The organism is Corynebacterium aurimucosum, from assembly GCF_046895345.1.
GTDB classification, from domain to species: domain Bacteria; phylum Actinomycetota; class Actinomycetes; order Mycobacteriales; family Mycobacteriaceae; genus Corynebacterium; species Corynebacterium aurimucosum_G.
Map to the genome: position 1 here is coordinate 2321688 of NZ_CP160096.1, position 16092 is coordinate 2337779.

Consider the following 16092-nt stretch of genomic DNA (forward strand, 5'->3'; position numbering starts at 1 on the left):
GCTCGCAGCTTCGGTTTTAAGCAGAGAGCGTGCGCTAGGCGTAGGTCGTGTTGACCTTCTCCACGAGGGTGAGGACGTCGTAGGTCGCCACAATCTCATCCTCCTGGTTGTAGAGCACGGCGTCCCAGCAGACCTCACCGTAATCATCGGTGACGCGCGGGGTGATGCGCTTGGCGGTCAGCTCTACGCGGATGGAATCGTCATAGGTCACCGGCGTGATGAAGCGCAGGTTCTCCAGGCCGTAGTTAGCCAGGACCGGGCCCGGTGCCGGCTCCACGAAGAGTCCAGCTGCCCAGGAGACCAGCAGGTAACCGTGTGCGACGCGGCGCGGGAAGAAGGGGTTGGCCGTGGCGGCTTCCTCGTCCGTGTGGGCGTAGAAGGTATCGCCGGTCTTCTCCGCGAACTCGAGGATTTCCTCGAGGGAGACGTGGCGCAGATCGGAGGCGAATTGGTCACCAATCTGCAGCGTGGCCAGATCCTTGCGGAAGGGGTGGGTGCCCTGGCCGCTCTCCACGTCGGCGCGGGTCACGCGCTGCACGGCCGCGCCGCGGTGCCACTGGCCCGTGATAGCGGTGAGGTGGTCCGGGGTTCCCTGAACGGCGGTACGCTGCATGTAGTGCAGGATGCCGCGCACACCACCCAGTTCTTCGCCGCCGCCGGCGCGGCCCGGGCCACCGTGGACGAGGTGCGGGAGGGGAGAGCCGTGGCCGGTAGACGTCTTCGCATCATCGCGGTCGAGGAAGTGCAGGCGGCCGTGATGGGCGGCGATGCCGAGTGCATACTCGCGTGCCAGCTGCGGGTCATGCGTAATAACGGAGGCAACCAGCGAGCCAGAGCCCAAGGCGGCGAGCTCGATGGCCTCGGCGGGGGAGTCGTAACCCAGGAAGGAGACGACGGGGCCGAAGGCCTCGGTGTCGTGGACAGCTGGGGCGCGGTTATCGGCAAAGCGCAGGATAGTGGGGTTGAAGAACGCGCCCTTGGCCTCCTCGCCGCCGTAGACTACCTCGCCGCCGCCGGCCTTGAGCTTCTCGACGGCCTCTGCGACGTCCGCCTTTTGATCTGCAGAGACCAGCGGGCCCATCGTGGCGGAGGCATCGCGCGGATCGCCGACGACGACCTTGTCGCGCAGGCGTGCGCTGAGGGCTTCAATGGTGGCGTCGACAAGCGCGTGCGGGACGATGGCGCGGCGGATGGCGGTACACTTCTGACCCGCCTTCGAGGTCATCTCGCCGAAGACTGCCTTGACGAAAGCGTCGAACTCCGGGGAATCCGCGGTGACATCGGCGCCCAGAATGGCAGCGTTGAGGGAGTCCGCTTCCGCGCTGAACTGGATGCCGCCCTCGATGACGTTGCGGTGTGCGCGCAGGGTGTTCGCAGTATCGGCAGAGCCGGTAAAGGCCACGTGATCGCGGTAATCCAGGTGATCCAACAGGTCACGGGCGGAGCCGGAGATGAGTTGCAGGCTGCCTTCCGGCAGAATCCCGGAATCGATCATGAGGCGCACACACGCCGCGGTGATGTAGCCGGTCGGCGTGGCGGGCTTCACAATCGAGGGCACGCCCGCGATGAAGGCTGGGGCGAACTTCTCCAGCATGCCCCAGACGGGGAAGTTGAAGGCGTTGATCTGTACGGCTACGCCGGGGATGGAGGTGTAGATGTGGCGGCCGATGAAGGAGCCGTCCTTGGAGAAGACCTCCGCCTCACCATCCGGCATGACGGTGGAATTAGGCATCTCGCGGCGGCCCTTTGAGGAGAAGGTGAACATGGTGGAAATGCCGCCGTCGATATCGACGAAGTTATCGCGCTTGTTGGCGCCGGCTTTGTTGGCCAGTTCGTAGAGCTCTTCGCGGTGATCCTGGAGGTAGATCGCCAGCTCCTTGAGCTTGAGGGCGCGCTCGTGGAAGGTGAGCTTTTGTAGCCCTTCGCGCCCGGTGTTGCGTGCGTAATCGATGGCGCCGGCGATGTCGAGGCCTTCGGCGCTAACCCTGGCGACGACGTCACCGGTGGAGGCATCGTGCACGTCAGCAACGCGTGAGGGGTTGTCCGGGATGAGCCACTGGCCGGAGAGGTAGCTGGGGACGAGGGCTGCAGTCATAGCGAAAAGATTGGCCTTTCCATTAGTTTCCGAACGGTTGGTCAGTAAATACAGGCTAGTATAGTCTGCGTCACATTTCTAGGAGCAAGTAAGGAGTGCAGCATGGCCGCAGAGGTATGGAAGATTCAGCTGGGGGAGCTGGACAAAAAGATGGGTGTTGAAATCCTGGAAGAGTCGGCCCAGCGAGTGGTGGCCACCATGCCGGTCGAGGGCAATACCCAATCCTTCGGTCTGCTCCACGGCGGTGCCATGGCCTGCATCGCCGAGGCCGTCGGCAGCTGGGCGGCGGTGATTCATGCTTCGACGCTGGGCAAGGTCGCCGTGGGCGTGGACATCAATGCGACGCACCACGCTTCCGGGCGCGCGGGTCTGGTCACGGCGACGGCCACCGCCATCAAGCTGGGCAAGACGCTGTGCTCCCACGAGATCGTCATCGTTGATGACGAGGGGAGAAGGCTGTGCACGGCACGCATCACGAATGCGCTCGTTGACCCTAAGTAGGCGGGGGTAAAGGCGGCTGTAAATAAAGCGTAAAAATCGGGGTAGAGAGGCGTAAAGAAGCCGCAAATAACCGGTAGGTCCCAGGGAGAACGGGCCTAACGTCAGTGCTCGGCAGGTGCACTATGCACCAGCGCTTGGTGCTTTGGGGCACTGGGCACACCTAGTATCGCTTTCACCCAAGGGGGTCTCTCCCACATGTTGGACATTCTGGTCATCGTGATCGTGGTCCTTGTGTTCGGCGGTCCTTCCTCCATCAACGAGTTTATGGACGGAGACGCGTAGAACATGAACACCATCACAGCAGTCATCGGGCTCATCATTGTTGTCGCGCTCGTGGCCTATCTCATCATTTCCCTTATTGACCCGGAGCGTTTCGCATGATCGCCAGCATTGTGGCGGTAGCACCGCAGTATCTTGCCCTCCTTGCCCTTCTAGCGGCGGCTTATGTGCCGCTTGGTAACTGGATGGCCCGTGCCTATACCTCTGAAAAAGACTGGGCTGTCGAGCGCCTCGTGTACAGAATTTTGCGGGTTGACCCCAACCGGGGCCATAACGCCAAGAACTACACTCGTGCGCTGCTGGGCTTCAGCTTGGCCTCCGTCCTCGTCCTTTACGCAGTGCAGCGGCTCCAAGCAGTGTTGCCAAGCTTTGGCAACGCCCGCGAAGACGCAGTGGAGCCGTGGATGGCCTTCAACACCGCGGCTTCTTTCACCTCCAACACTAACTGGCAGTCCTATTCCGGCGAAGACACTCTGACCAACGCTTCGCAGATGCTGGGCCTGACCGTGCAAAACTTCGCCTCAGCCGCAGTGGGCATGTGTGTTGCTGTCGCCTTGATCCGCGGCATCGGCCACTTGGGTTATAGCCGCGATACGTTGGCAACCGAGAATGGTCAGCACCTCATCGGCAACTTCTGGGTGGACCTCACCCGCGGCATCGTCCGCATCCTGCTTCCCCTGTCGCTATTCATCTCCACCGTGCTCGTCCTCGGCGGAACCATGCAAACCTTTGGCTCGAACCTGGTGACGGAGTCCGGCGTAGATATTTCCCGTGCTCCCGTGGCCAGCCAGGAAGCCATTAAACTCCTGGGTACCAATGGCGGTGGCATCTTCGGCGCCAACTCTGCGCACCCGTTTGAGAACCCGACCGGCTTTACCAACCTGGTGGAGATCTTCTCCCTGCTTGTCATCTCCTTCTGCATGATCCGCACGTATGGTGTGATGCTCAAGTCGCAGAAGCACGCGTGGACGCTGCTCAGCGTGGCTGGTGGTTTGTGGACCGTGATGGTTGTTCTGGTGACTTGGGCACAGCACACCCTTGTAGGCGGTGCGTCTCAGTTGGCAGGCGCCAACATGGAAGGTATCGAACAGCGACTAGGCATTGATGCCTCAGCACTGTTCGCCGTGTCTACCACGGGTACCTCGACTGGTGCGGTGGATTCTATGCACGATAGCTATTCCCCACTGGGCGGTGGTCTGCTCATTCTCAACATGCTGCTGGGTGAAATCGCGCCGGGCGGCGTGGGTACTGGCCTCTATGGCCTGTTGGTTGTGGCTATCCTCGCTGTGTTCATCGGTGGCCTCCTAGTGGGCCGCACACCGGAGTTTATGGGCAACAAGATTGGCCGCAAGGAAATTTCAGCGGTCAGCCTGTACATCCTCACCATGCCGGTTCTGGTCCTCGTGGGCGTCGGCGCTTCCGTGGCGCAGCGCAAGCTCGTGGAAGCTTCAGCGACCAACTTCGGTGCGCCGGGAACGGCTGATAATGCCCACAGCCTGTCGGAAGTTCTCTACGCCTTTACCTCGGCGGCGAATAACAACGGTTCTGCTTTTGCTGGACTGACGGTGACTGAGCCCTGGTGGCAGATCACTTTGGGCTTGGCCATGCTGTTGGGCCGTTTCCTGCCCATCGTCTTCGCCCTTTACCTAGCCGGAAGCCTGGCAGGACAGAAGCGCCAGGCCACCACCGCAGGCAGCTTACCCACCTCCGGTATTACCTTCTCGCTGTTGACTATCGGAGTAATTCTGCTGGTTGCAGCGCTCACTTTCTTCCCTGTCCTCACCCTGGGTCCTATTTCGGAGGCACTATCATGACAACCCACACCATCACCGCTGAGCCGGATAAGACTCCTCACCGCAACGCTCCGGAGAAGAGCAGTGGCCTCGCGGCTGCGGCGCTGAAAACGCTGCCGAGCAAAATGTCCCCGCTCGCCCAAGCACGCAACCCCGTGATGTTCGTGGTGTGGGTAGGCGCGGCACTGACCACTGTGTGGTCCATCCTCAACCCCAGCTTTTATGGATGGGTCGTGACGGTATGGCTGTGGTTCACCATTGCCTTTGCCGCCTTTGCCGAGGCCTATGCCGAAGGCCGTGGCAAGGCCCAGGCAGACAGTCTGCGCTCTGTGCGCGATGATGCCACCGCCAATCTCATTACTGACTCTGGCATTGAAGTGGTCCCCGCGTCCGAGCTGACCAAGGGTGCCATCGTGCGTGTGGAAGCAGGGGAGACCATCCCGGGTGACGGTGACGTCATCGAAGGCGCCGCCACCGTCGACGAGTCTGCTATCACGGGTGAATCGGCTCCCGTCGTCCGCGAGGCCGGCGGTGACCGCTGTGCCGTGACCGGCGGCACCGTGGTGCTCTCTGATTCCATCAAGGTCAAAATCACCTCCGAACCGGGCTCCACCTTCGTTGACACCATGATCGCCTTGGTGGAGGGCGCGGAACGCCGCAAGACTCCGAACGAGATTGCGCTGAGCATCCTGCTCTCCACGCTGACCATCCTCTTCCTCGTCGCCGTCGCTGCGCTTGCCCCGATGGGTCTATTCACCGGCGCGGAGCTTTCGCCACTATCCCTTATCGCTCTGTTGGTTTGCCTAATCCCTACCACCATTGCCGCCCTACTTTCGGCAGTCGGTATCGCCGGAATGAACCGCCTCGTTCGCCACAACGTTCTGGCCACCTCCGGCCGTGCGGTGGAGGCAGCTGGTGACGTCGCCACGCTCCTCATGGACAAGACCGGCACCATCACTTACGGAAACCGCCAGGCCACCGGCCTGATTGTGGCTTCGGGCGTTGACGAGCGCGAGGCTGCAGCGATTGCTCGCATTTCCTCCCTAGCGGATGAAACCCCAGAAGGTCGCTCCATCGTGGCCTGGCTGACTGAAAACTACTCCCTGTCCAGCGAAGGAGATGCAGAAGCGCGGAGTGCGGAGGTCGTTCCATTCAGCGCGTCGACGAGGATGTCCGGTCTCGACCTGGCTCACCGCAAGCTGCGCAAAGGCGCTGGCGATGCCGTACGCAAGTGGGTGACTGAAACAGGTGGCACCTGGCCGCAAGAGATCGAGGATTCCGTAACCCGGATTGCACAAGACGGTGGCACCCCGCTGCCTGTCGCTGTGGAAGAATCCGATGGCAGCCGCACGGTTATTGCGGTGGTGCAACTGAGTGACGTCGTCAAGCCCGGCATGGCCGAGCGCTTCGCTGAACTGCGTCAGATGGGTATCAAGACCATCATGGTGACCGGTGACAACCCGCTGACCGCAGCAGCTATTGCCAAGGAAGCCGGCGTCGATGATTACATCGCCGAAGCTACTCCGGAGGACAAGCTCGCCCGCATCCGTGAGGAGCAAGCACAAGGCCGAATGGTGGCCATGACGGGTGACGGTACTAACGACGCCCCGGCGCTGGCCCAGGCGGACGTGGGCGTGGCCATGAACACTGGTACCTCCGCGGCGAAGGAAGCTGCCAACATGGTGGACTTGGATTCTGACCCGACAAAGCTCATCGATGTCGTCCGAATTGGCAAGCAGCTGCTTATCACCCGCGGCGCGTTGACTACCTTCTCCTTGGCCAATGACCTGGCGAAGTACTTTGCCATCCTGCCGGCGCTTTTCTCTACGCAGTTGCCGCACTTGGAGCGCCTTAACGTTATGCACCTACATTCCCCTGAGTCCGCCATTGTGTCCGCAGTTGTCTTCAACGCGCTCATCATCGTCGCGCTCATCCCATTGGCGCTCAAGGGTGTGTCCTACAAGCCGGCCTCCGCGTCCTCACTGTTGCGTCGAAACCTCGGCATCTGGGGTCTCGGCGGTGTTATTACCCCCTTCATCGGCATCTGGGTTATCGACCATGTCGTCTCCCTCCTTCCAGGCCTATAAAGAAAATCTGCAAAGAAAAAGGAAGCAATAATGCGTGTTTATCTGCGTAATCTCATCGCCGGATTCGTCGCCGTGTTCTTATGCGTCGTCGCGCTGGGCATGATCTATCCGGCCGCGGTGTGGGGAATATCTCGCATCACCCCGAAATCTGCCGAGGGAAACCTTATCTACCAGGGTGAATGCCTGGTCGGTTCCACTCAGATTCAGGATGGCTTGGAAGATGGCCCCTACTTCTTCGCCCGCGCGGAAGGTATGAGTAACTACGGCACATCAAGCACGGAGTTAGAGAAGGCCATCCGGGAACGCCGAGAGGAGGTTGCTCAGCGCGAAGGCGTATCAGTGGAGCAGGTGCCTGCCGATGCCGTTACCGGCTCCGGTTCCGGCGTGGATTCCGGCATCAGTCCTGAGTATGCGGAGCTGCAGGCTCCGCGTGTGGCCCGGGAACAGGGTATGAGCGTCGAAGACGTGAAGAAGCTGATTGCAGACAATACCGAGCATGCCAGCCTGGGTTTCTTGGGCGAGGACACTGTAAATGTGACCACACTCAACATTGCATTGCCCACGCCTACCCCCTGCTCATAAAGATCAGCTCATAAGATGAAGCAATGTTGACCGAACCGACGACACCCCCGATGCGGGTCAAACGCGGCACCCTGAAGATTCTGTTGGGCGCAGCTCCCGGCGCGGGCAAAACCTGCGCCATGCTCAGCGAAGCGCACACGCTGGTCGACCAAGGCCGCGACGTTGTCGTTGGGGTAGTGGAAGACCACGGGCGCGCGTACACCAAGGCCCTGTGCGAGGGGCTGGAGATCGTTCCGAGGCGCGCTGTCGAGGGCATTTCCGCGGGTGAAATGGACACCGCGGCGGTTATCCAGCGGCACCCAGAGATCGTCCTCGTCGATGAGTTTGCTCACTCTAACCCGCGCGGTGAGGTTCACGAGAAGCGGTGGGAAGACATTGAGCAGATTCTGGACGCCGGAATTGACGTCATGTCGACTCTCAATATCCAGCATCTGGAGAGTCTCAACGACGTTATCAAGCAGATCACGGGCATCGCACCGCAAGAAACGGTGCCGGACGAGGTAGTACGTGCTGCCGATGAGATCGAGCTTGTTGACGTTTCCCCTCAGCTGTTGCGCACCCGTCTGAGCGACGGCCACGTGTACCGTGAGGCACGCATTGAGCCTGCACTCAACAACTACTTCCGCGTGGGAAATCTCACCGCGCTGCGCGAGTTGGCACTGCTGTGGCTAGCGGATCAGGTTGATGAGGCACTCATCACTTATCGCTCGGATCAGAAAATCACCGAAACGTGGGAAGCGCGTGAGCGGGTGGTTGTGGCCATCCAAAACGTTGCCCATGCTGAGACTCTTATCCGCCGCGGGCGGCGCATTGCGACAAAATCCTCGGCGGAATTGCACGTGGTCCACGTTGTTTTCGGTGATTCTTTCACCTCTCGTTCCTCCTCGGTGGGGGGATCAGCGCAACAGCTCGCCCGGCTGCAGTCCTTAGCCCAGGATGTGGGCGCACGACTGCACCAGGTTACCGGGGACAGCGTCCCAGAAGCCCTGCTTAATTTTGCCCGGAGTGTCAACGCCACCCAGCTCGTAGTGGGGGTCTCGCCGCGGCGTCGTTTCGGCGTGCACTGGCACGGTACGGTAGCGGAAACGGTGCTGCGTGAATCCGGCTCGATTGACTGCCACATAGTCAACCTTCCCCCGGAAAAACCACTTCCGCTCACACGGATGCTGCATCCTTTCCGCCCCTTCCCGCAGCGTGCCATCGCGTGGCTTAGCTCAGCGTTAGCTTTCGTGGGGCTCACTGCGCTGTTGGTGCAGGCGGACGGTCAGGATTTGGGAACAGGTACTTGTTCCGCGTTCTACTTTGCGCTCATCCTGCTTGTCAGTTTGCTGGGAGGCCTGTGGCCGGCCGTAGTGGTGGCGGTGGCTTCCGGCCTAGCGGTCAACTGGTTCTTCACCGAGCCGATCCATACCTTCGATATTGCTGATCCCGCTAACGCCGTGATCGCCGTAGTCATGGTGGCTATTGCGCTGGCCGTCGGCATGCTCGTGCGCCGCGCCAAGATTGAGCGTGCGAACGCGGCTATTGCTGCGCGTGATGCCGAGTTACTCACGGTGTTTTCCCGCGCCGCCTTGAATCGCCGCGCGGATTCTTCTCCGAAGGATGCCGTGATGCGCAAGGTGGGGGAGGCTTTTAATTGTCGTAGAGCAGAGCTGCTGGATGAAAACGGTGACGTTCTTGCCACCTGGCGCGCAGCTACCCCCGAACGCACTTCGAAACACCTTCATATTCCCGAAAAAGTGCGCCATGAACAGGAAGTGGACACCGTTGTTGCGAGCGCAGATGGCACGGTTCAGCTGCGTCTTGAGGGCCCGGCATTGTCTGCTCGTGACCGAGGTCTGGTCACCGTGGTAGCGGGCTATCTCGCCGGCATTGTTCGCCGCGAAAAGCTCTCTGCTGAGGCCGCGCGCGCAGATGCGATAGCCGCTGCTGACGAGTTGCGCCGAGCGCTGCTGTCTAGTGTGAGCCACGACCTGCGTACCCCGCTGGCCACGGCCAAGTTGGCGGTGTCCTCGTTGCGCAACGCTGACATTGAATTCACTCCCGAAGACCAGGACATGCTTTTGGCAGAAACTGCAGCGAGCATCGAGGAACTTACCGGATTGGTAACCAACCTGCTGGACTACTCCCGGCTCACAGCCGGCGCCATAACCGCCCGCCGAGACATCGTCGACGTAGCCGAAGTGGCTAATCGCGCCATCGCTTCCTGTGCCTTTGGGCATTCCCGAGAGCAAATTGGGCGCATTCACCTTGACCCTAGCGTGCGTGGAGTTACGTGCTGCGCGGATACGGCGCTCATGGAGCGCGTCTTGGCCAATCTCTTCGATAACTCCTTGCGCTATGCACCAACCGGCGACGTTACCTTGAGCGCCCAGACCACCACCGAACAGGTAGAACTGATCGTTGTCGATGAAGGCCCGGGCATCCCACCGGAGAAGCAGAAGGAACTGTTCCAAGCATTTCAGCGTTTGGGTGATACCAGCAACGACAACGGTGTGGGCCTTGGACTTTCTGTTGTCCAAGGCTTTGTAGAGGCCATGGGCGGTAGCATCGAGGTGGCTGCCACCCCGGGCGCAACCTTTATTTTGCGGTTTCCCGTCGCGGGAGGAGAACAAAAATGACGACGAAGAAAACCAGCATCGCCATTGTGGACGATGACCCCCGCCTACTTAATACGTTGAGTATTAACTTCAAGGCTCGTGGCTACGAGGTTCACCAGGCGCGTACAGGTGCAGAGGGACTACAGGTGGTTTCGCAGCAGCAGCCAGACGTTGTGATTTTGGACATGGGGCTGCCGGATATGGATGGCACCGTCGTGTTGGAAGGAATCCGCGGGTGGTCTGCGGTACCGGTCATCATCCTGACGGCGCGCTCCGATCCGCTGTTTAGCGCCGCAGCTCTCGACCGCGGCGCGGACGACTACGTGACCAAGCCCTTCTCTATGGAGGAGCTTCTAGCCCGCGTGCGAGTGGCCTTGCGGCATGGTAGCCCACAGAGTCCGGTGAGGCGCACTGAGATCGCTGTGGTTCGCGCCGGGGATATCGTGATTGATGTTCCGCACCATTCCATCACCAAAGGTGGCGAGCCGCTGCATCTGACACCCACCGAGTGGGGCGTGCTCACCACACTACTTCGCGCCCACGGTGGCTTGGTGCGCAAGGAGGACCTGCTCTCTGAGATCTGGGGTCCCGGCTTTGAGGGGCAGGGGCACTACCTCCGCATTTACACCTCCCAGCTGAGGCGCAAGTTGGAGGATGACCCCGCCCACCCACGTTTTCTACTCACAGAGCCCGGCTTGGGTTATCGCTTTGTGGTGCCAGAGCCAGGCGGAGAAGAGTACGGTTACTCGGAATAGTCGTAGAAGCCTTTGCCGGACTTGCGGCCCAGCTCCCCGCGGGCAACCATGTCGCGCATGAGCTGCGGTGGGCTAAAGCGCTCACCTAGCTGGGATTCGAGGTATTCAGCGATGCCGAGGCGCACATCCAGACCCACGATATCGGTCAGCTCCAGCGGGCCGATGGGGAACTTATAGCCCAGCACCATGGCGTTGTCGATATCGCGCGGCGAGGCCACGCCTTCCTCCACCATGCGGATGGCCTCCAGCGCAATGGCTACGCCCAGGCGGGAGGAAGCGAAGCCAGGGGCGTCCTTGACCACCACTGCGGTCTTGCCCAAGCCCTCGACCCAGCCTTTGGCTGTCTCCACGAGCGCTTCCGGGGTGGACTCGGCAACAACCACTTCCACCAGCTTGGAGGCCGGAACCGGGTTGAAGAAGTGTAGGCCGATGACATCGTTGGGGATGCTTTCCGCCAGCTGCGATACCGACAGCGAGGAGGTATTGGTGGCGACGACGGCCTCTGGGGCCGCTTCGGCGATATCCCGGAAAGCGGCCACCTTGAGATCCATTGATTCCGGAACGGCCTCAACCACGAGGTCGAAACCGGCAAAGGCGGAGGCGGCGGTGGAAAAGCTGAGACGCTCATCCCAGGATTCGAAGGTGCCCTCCGCCCCGCGGTCGAGGGAGCCGCGGATGGCCTTGTGCACGCGCTCGCGGGCGGCCTCCACGGCATCCTCGTTGATATCCACCACGGTCACGGACGCGCCGGAGGCCAGGAAGGCGTGAGCAATGCCGGCGCCCATTCGGCCGCCGCCGAGCACACCAACCTTGGCAGGAACCTGCAGTACTGGGGACATGATTTAACTCTCCTTGTGAGTGGAAGGTTTATTTCTTGCGGTCCAGGAAGGCCTGCATCCGCTCAAACTTGGCGGGGGACTCAAAGAGCACGGCCTGAGCGATGTTGTCCACCGCCGGGTGCGCCGCATCAGGCATGGAAATGAGCTGCTTGGTCAAGCGCACGGCCAGCGGGTCCTGCTGGGCAATGCGCCCGGCTAGTTCCAGGGCGCCGTCGACAAGCGCATCCGGCTCGTGTAGCTCGCTGACCAGGTGGTTGGCCAGTGCCTCCTCGCCGTTGAGGATGCGCCCGGCCAGCAGGATCTCCTTCGCCAGCGGGGTGCCCACGCACTCCTTGAGGCGCCACGTGGCACCCGCGGCGGCAGCGATACCCAGGCCGGCTTCAGGCTGGCCAAACTTGGCAAAAGGAGTGGACACGCGGAAGTCAGCGGCTAAGGCCAGCTCCAATCCGCCGCCGAGGGCGTAGCCATCCACCGCTGCGATGACGGGGGCGGGCAGCGAGGCGATGCGGTGGAAGATGCCGGAATTGATGCCGCGGAGGGCATCCTCGCGGCGGCGCTCACGAAGCTGCGCGATGTCCGCCCCGGAGGCGAAGATCCCACGGGGGCCCTTCGGGGTATCCACCGTGCAGCCGGTGATGATGAGGATGCGGGGATCGGACTCGAGCTGCGCGCACAGCTCGTGGAACTCCGCCACCATCTGCTCATCGATGGCGTTGCGCACCTCGGGGCGGTTGAGCTTGGCGACGACAATCTCGTCGTTCTCGCCGCGCGTTGAAATCTCAATGGCAGTCGTCATTTACACCCTCTCAATCGCAATCGCGGTGCCCTGGCCCACGCCCACGCACATGGTGGCGATGCCGCGGCGCAGCCCGTCCGTCTCTAGGCGGTTGAGCAGGGTCAACGTGATGCGGGAACCGGAGGAACCCAGCGGGTGGCCCAGCGCAATGGCGCCGCCCCAGGCATTAACCTTGTCCTCATCCAAGCCCAGCTCGCGGATGCAGGCGATGGACTGGGAGGCAAAAGCTTCGTTGAGTTCGATGGCGTCCACGCTATCCAGCTCCCAGCCGGCGCGCTCCAGCACATCGCGGGTCGCCGGGATGGGACCGGTGCCCATGATCTCTGGGCGCACACCGCGCGCGGAGTTGGCGACAACGCGGGCACGTGCGGTCAGATTGTGCTTCTTGAGGGCCTCGTCGGAGGCAACAATGACGCAGGAGGCGCCGTCGTTAAGCGAGGAGGCGTTGCCCGCCGTGGTGACGTCACCCAGGGAGGTCACCGGGCGCAGCTTGGCTAGGACCTCCATCGTGGTGCCGGGGCGGGGGCCCTCATCGGTGTCGACTACCGTCATGTTGCCCTTGCGGTCGGTGACCTCGACGGGCACGATCTCCCGGGAGAACTTGCCGGCTTCGATGGCGGCGAGTGCGCGCTCCTGGGAACGCACGGCGAAGGCATCGGCGTCTTCACGGCTAATGCCGAAGACATTTGCCACTTCCTCGGCGGTCTCCGGCATGGAGTAGGTCATCTTCTCCTGCTCCGCGAACTTCGGGTTGGCAAAGCGCCAGCCAATGGAGGTATCAAAAACCTGTCCTGGCTTGGCAAAAGGCTTGCTTGGCTTCTCCATGACCCAGGGGGCGCGGGACATGGACTCGACGCCGCCGGCGATGACAATATCCGCCTGGCCGGATTCCACGAGGGCGGTGGCCAGAGCAATCGAGGACATGCCCGACGCGCACAGGCGGTTGACCGTAATCCCGGGAACGGTGTCCGGGAACCCGGCGAGCAACCAGGACATGCGGGCAACGTTGCGGTTTTCCTCGCCGGCGCCGTTGGCGTTGCCGATGATGACTTCATCCACCGCGGAGGGGTCGAGTCCGGCCTCCTCCACCGTCTTCTTGATGGTGGTGGCCATGAGATCATCTGGGCGAACCGAGGACAATGCGCCGCCGTAGCGGCCCACGGGAGTGCGGAAGCCGGATACCAGGTATGCAGTCATGTGATTCCTTAGCTGTGGTGGGTTAGCTGTTGTGTGTTCTAGAAGGTCTGGAGGTTTTAGCGTCCGCGGAAGACCGGCGGGCGTTTCTCATTGAAAGCTGCAAAGCCTTCGTAGTAGTCCTCGGTATCGCAGAGTTTGCCTTGGGCGGAGTTCTCGGCATCGACGCTGGCCCACAGCCCGGTGCCGTTATCGCGGATGTCCTGGACCAGGGTGCGGCTGGTGAGGAAAGCTTGGGTGGCGCCGTGGGCTGCGCGCTGGGCGATGCCCCGGGTGAACTCCAGCAGCTCCTCCGCAGGTACCGCGCGGGAGAAGAGCCCCGCGCGCACTGCCTCCGCGCCGGAGATGAGATCACCGGTGATGATGAGGTCCATCGCGCGGTGTGTGCCGAGGCGTTCGACGAAGAGGGAGTGCCCTCCCGAATCGAGAGTGGCACCTAAGTTGGCGAAGGGGGAGCCGAACTTGGCGTCCTCGGCGACGTACACGACATCACAGGCCAAGGCGAGGCCGAGGCCCACCCCTAGGCAGGGGCCGTGGACCGCAGCGAAGGTGGGGGCGGGGAATTTATCGATCTTCTTGAGCACCGGGGTAACCACGCCCGCGAGGTAGGCGGTGGCATCGTCCTCGCGCGGATTGAGCCCCTTGATGTTGCGGCCGGCGCAAAAGCCTTTGCCCTCACCGCGCAGGAGAAGGGCGCGAGGGTTCAGCTCTGCGGCCTCATCGAGGGAGCGGGAGAGCTCGGCGAGGTCTTCTTCCGCTAGGGAATTGATGGCCTTGGGGTTGTTGAGTACGAGCTCAACGATTCCGGCTTCGGCGTCGTGGTGTAAATCGATCATGGGTGTTTCTCCTAGGCGTCGAAGTCGAGGACGATGTTCGGCGTGGTGGGGCGCGACTGGCAGGTCAGGATGTAGCCAGCCTTGACCTCATCGGCCTCCAGCGCGTAGTTCTCTGCCATGTCCACTTCGCCTTCCACCAGCTTGGCGCGGCAGGTGCCGCACACGCCGCCGGCGCAGGCGAAGGGGACGTCGGAGCGCACGCGCAGGGCCGCGTTGAGCAGGGATTCATTGGCAGAAACCGGAGACTCAACCGAGCCGGAGAGGCCATCGAGCTGGAAGCTGATGCTGACGTTATCGCCTTCCGGATCCACCACGACGTGGCGTCCGGCCTGGTTCTGGTCTCCGGAGGGCTTGCCGGTGGTGAACAGCTCGTAGCGCACATCCTTTTCGCCCACGTTGCGGCTGGCCAGCTCATCACGAACCAGCTGCACCAGCTCAAAGGGACCGCAGAGGAACCATTCGTTGACGTTGTCGGTGCGCACGACGTTATCCAGCAAGGTCTGAAGCTTTTCGGCATCGATGCGCCCGGAGAAGAGCGGGTTGACGCGCTGCTCGCGGGACAGGACGTGGTGCACGGCAAAGCGCGTGGGGAACTTGTCCTTGAGGTCACCAATCTCCTCGGCGAACATGACGTCACCGCCGCCTTTGTTGGCGAAGATGAGCTCGAATGTGGTGTCGGGGGAGCTGTGGAGAACGGTCTGGGCGATAGCCATGATCGGCGTGATGCCGGATCCCGCGGCGATGGCCACGAGGTGCGGATTCTCTAACTTCTCCAGCTCCTCGCGGACAGCCTCAGGATTGTTCAGACCGGTCAGGTGGGTCTTCGAGGTGAATGCGCCCTGCGGGTTCATGACATCCATGGTGTCGCCGGGCTGCAGAGTGTCGTTGGCCCACGTGGAGAACACACCACCGCGGTCGCGCTTGATGGCGACGCGCAGCACGCCGTCGCGAGGCACATCGCAGATGGAATAGGAGCGGCGGACTTCCTGGCCGTCGATGGTCGCCCGCAGCGCAACGTATTGGCCGGGGATGTAGTCATAGTCGTCCTGGAGCTCCGGAGGGATAGCGAAGGAAACCTCCACGGAGTCCTCGGTCAGGGCGCGCACCTCGGACACGGTCAGGGTGTTGAACGTGGCCTTTTTCTTTGCAGGGGCAGACGGGGTCGTGGTCATTAGTGCACCTTGAAGTAGTCGAAGGGCTCCAAACAGTCCTGGCAGTTATAGAGAGCCTTGCAGGACGTGGAACCGAATTGGGCAAGCTTACGTGTGCGGCGGGAGCCACAGTGGGGGCATTCGATGGCCGGTGGCGGTTCGAGCGTGAGAGGGATAGGACCTTCTGGTGCGGCCCGGGTTGTACCGCTGGGCGGGGCAATGCCGTAGTCCTTGAGGTTTTGCCGGCCGGTCTCCGTCATCCAGTCGGTGGTCCACGCCGGGTGGAGCACGAGGTCGACACGCACCTTGGCAAAGCCGGCGTCGGTCAGCGCTGTGGTGATGTCTGTAGTGATGTGCTCCATGGCGGGGCAGCCGGAATAGGTTGGGGTAATCGTGACCACCGCGGTATCGTCTTCCAGGCGAGCGTCCCGGAGGATCCCAAGGTCAGCGATGGAAATGACGGGGATTTCCGGATCGGGCACCTCGGCGGCGACGTCCCACACGTGGGCGTTGTCAGGCTGCGTGGGGCGCAGCGGGTGGGACTTATCTGTGATGGACACGATGAAACCTTGGTCCTTTCCTTG

General features: G+C 61.9%; 14 protein-coding genes. 7 read left to right on the top strand and 7 right to left on the bottom strand.

The window, feature by feature from the left end:
* Positions 1-34 precede the first annotated feature (34 nt).
* On the bottom strand, positions 35-2095 hold the full coding sequence (gene paaZ, locus ABZS45_RS10955; RefSeq protein ID WP_412099841.1) for a phenylacetic acid degradation bifunctional protein PaaZ: 2061 nt from the start codon (positions 2093-2095) through the stop codon (positions 35-37).
* 102 nt (positions 2096-2197) lie between these two features.
* Between paaZ and ABZS45_RS10960 the strand changes: the two genes are divergently transcribed.
* The 7 genes from ABZS45_RS10960 to ABZS45_RS10990 all read left to right on the top strand — a co-directional run bounded on the left by ABZS45_RS10960 (position 2198) and on the right by ABZS45_RS10990 (position 10692).
* On the top strand, positions 2198-2596 hold the full coding sequence (locus ABZS45_RS10960) for a PaaI family thioesterase (RefSeq protein WP_412099843.1): 399 nt from the start codon (positions 2198-2200) through the stop codon (positions 2594-2596).
* 285 nt (positions 2597-2881) lie between these two features.
* The gene (kdpF, locus tag ABZS45_RS10965; protein ID WP_039672809.1) at positions 2882-2977 is read left to right on the top strand and encodes a K(+)-transporting ATPase subunit F; all 96 of its coding nucleotides are present in this window, start codon (positions 2882-2884) and stop codon (positions 2975-2977) included.
* Entirely contained in the window at positions 2977-4689 is a 1713-nt protein-coding gene (kdpA, locus tag ABZS45_RS10970) for a potassium-transporting ATPase subunit KdpA (RefSeq protein ID WP_412101171.1), read from the top strand. Before kdpF ends, kdpA begins: the two co-directional genes overlap by 1 nt.
* Positions 4686-6755 (top strand): potassium-transporting ATPase subunit KdpB, encoded by a 2070-nt coding sequence (gene kdpB / locus ABZS45_RS10975; RefSeq protein ID WP_412099844.1) that lies wholly within the window; start codon positions 4686-4688, stop codon positions 6753-6755. Before kdpA ends, kdpB begins: the two co-directional genes overlap by 4 nt.
* A gap of 30 nt (positions 6756-6785) precedes the next feature.
* A complete protein-coding gene (locus ABZS45_RS10980) occupies positions 6786-7337 on the top strand; it encodes a potassium-transporting ATPase subunit C (RefSeq protein ID WP_412099846.1) in 552 nt (183 codons plus the stop codon).
* Positions 7338-7360: 23 nt separating this feature from the next.
* A complete protein-coding gene (locus ABZS45_RS10985; RefSeq protein ID WP_412099847.1) occupies positions 7361-9958 on the top strand; it encodes an ATP-binding protein in 2598 nt (865 codons plus the stop codon).
* On the top strand, positions 9955-10692 hold the full coding sequence (locus tag ABZS45_RS10990) for a response regulator (RefSeq protein WP_412099848.1): 738 nt from the start codon (positions 9955-9957) through the stop codon (positions 10690-10692). The genes ABZS45_RS10985 and ABZS45_RS10990 overlap by 4 nt, the downstream gene beginning before the upstream one ends.
* Here ABZS45_RS10990 and ABZS45_RS10995 read toward each other — a convergent pair.
* From ABZS45_RS10995 to paaD, 6 genes are read right to left on the bottom strand one after another with little or no spacing between them, the layout of a single operon-like run.
* On the bottom strand, positions 10680-11531 hold the full coding sequence (locus ABZS45_RS10995; protein WP_412099849.1) for a 3-hydroxyacyl-CoA dehydrogenase family protein: 852 nt from the start codon (positions 11529-11531) through the stop codon (positions 10680-10682). The genes ABZS45_RS10990 and ABZS45_RS10995 overlap by 13 nt on opposite strands.
* Positions 11532-11559: 28 nt before the next feature.
* Entirely contained in the window at positions 11560-12327 is a 768-nt protein-coding gene (locus tag ABZS45_RS11000) for an enoyl-CoA hydratase/isomerase family protein (protein WP_412099850.1), read from the bottom strand.
* Positions 12328-13524, bottom strand: coding sequence for an acetyl-CoA C-acyltransferase (locus tag ABZS45_RS11005; protein ID WP_412099851.1), 1197 nt, complete (start codon positions 13522-13524; stop codon positions 12328-12330).
* A gap of 56 nt (positions 13525-13580) precedes the next feature.
* Positions 13581-14357, bottom strand: a complete 777-nt coding sequence (locus tag ABZS45_RS11010; RefSeq protein ID WP_412099852.1) for an enoyl-CoA hydratase/isomerase family protein — start codon at positions 14355-14357, stop codon at positions 13581-13583.
* 11 nt (positions 14358-14368) lie between these two features.
* A complete protein-coding gene (gene paaE, locus ABZS45_RS11015; protein ID WP_412099853.1) occupies positions 14369-15529 on the bottom strand; it encodes a 1,2-phenylacetyl-CoA epoxidase subunit PaaE in 1161 nt (386 codons plus the stop codon).
* The gene (gene paaD / locus ABZS45_RS11020) at positions 15529-16068 is read right to left on the bottom strand and encodes a 1,2-phenylacetyl-CoA epoxidase subunit PaaD (RefSeq protein ID WP_412099854.1); all 540 of its coding nucleotides are present in this window, start codon (positions 16066-16068) and stop codon (positions 15529-15531) included. The genes paaE and paaD overlap by 1 nt, the downstream gene beginning before the upstream one ends.
* Between the last annotated feature and the right edge of the window lie 24 nt (positions 16069-16092).

Excerpts from the sequence above, each read along its gene's own strand:
- ABZS45_RS11000 (WP_412099850.1), bottom strand. The coding sequence starts at position 12,327 with ATGACGACTGCCATTGAGATTTCAACGCGCGGCGAGAACGACGAGATT.
- ABZS45_RS10980 (WP_412099846.1), top strand. The coding sequence starts at position 6,786 with ATGCGTGTTTATCTGCGTAATCTCATCGCCGGATTCGTCGCCGTGTTC.
- paaE (WP_412099853.1), bottom strand. The coding sequence starts at position 15,529 with ATGACCACGACCCCGTCTGCCCCTGCAAAGAAAAAGGCCACGTTCAAC.
- ABZS45_RS10985 (WP_412099847.1), top strand. The coding sequence starts at position 7,361 with ATGTTGACCGAACCGACGACACCCCCGATGCGGGTCAAACGCGGCACC.
- ABZS45_RS11010 (WP_412099852.1), bottom strand. The coding sequence starts at position 14,357 with ATGATCGATTTACACCACGACGCCGAAGCCGGAATCGTTGAGCTCGTA.
- kdpB (WP_412099844.1), top strand. The coding sequence starts at position 4,686 with ATGACAACCCACACCATCACCGCTGAGCCGGATAAGACTCCTCACCGC.
- ABZS45_RS10990 (WP_412099848.1), top strand. The coding sequence starts at position 9,955 with ATGACGACGAAGAAAACCAGCATCGCCATTGTGGACGATGACCCCCGC.
- ABZS45_RS10960 (WP_412099843.1), top strand. The coding sequence starts at position 2,198 with ATGGCCGCAGAGGTATGGAAGATTCAGCTGGGGGAGCTGGACAAAAAG.
- paaZ (WP_412099841.1), bottom strand. The coding sequence starts at position 2,095 with ATGACTGCAGCCCTCGTCCCCAGCTACCTCTCCGGCCAGTGGCTCATC.
- ABZS45_RS11005 (WP_412099851.1), bottom strand. The coding sequence starts at position 13,524 with ATGACTGCATACCTGGTATCCGGCTTCCGCACTCCCGTGGGCCGCTAC.
- kdpF (WP_039672809.1), top strand. The coding sequence starts at position 2,882 with ATGAACACCATCACAGCAGTCATCGGGCTCATCATTGTTGTCGCGCTC.
- ABZS45_RS10995 (WP_412099849.1), bottom strand. The coding sequence starts at position 11,531 with ATGTCCCCAGTACTGCAGGTTCCTGCCAAGGTTGGTGTGCTCGGCGGC.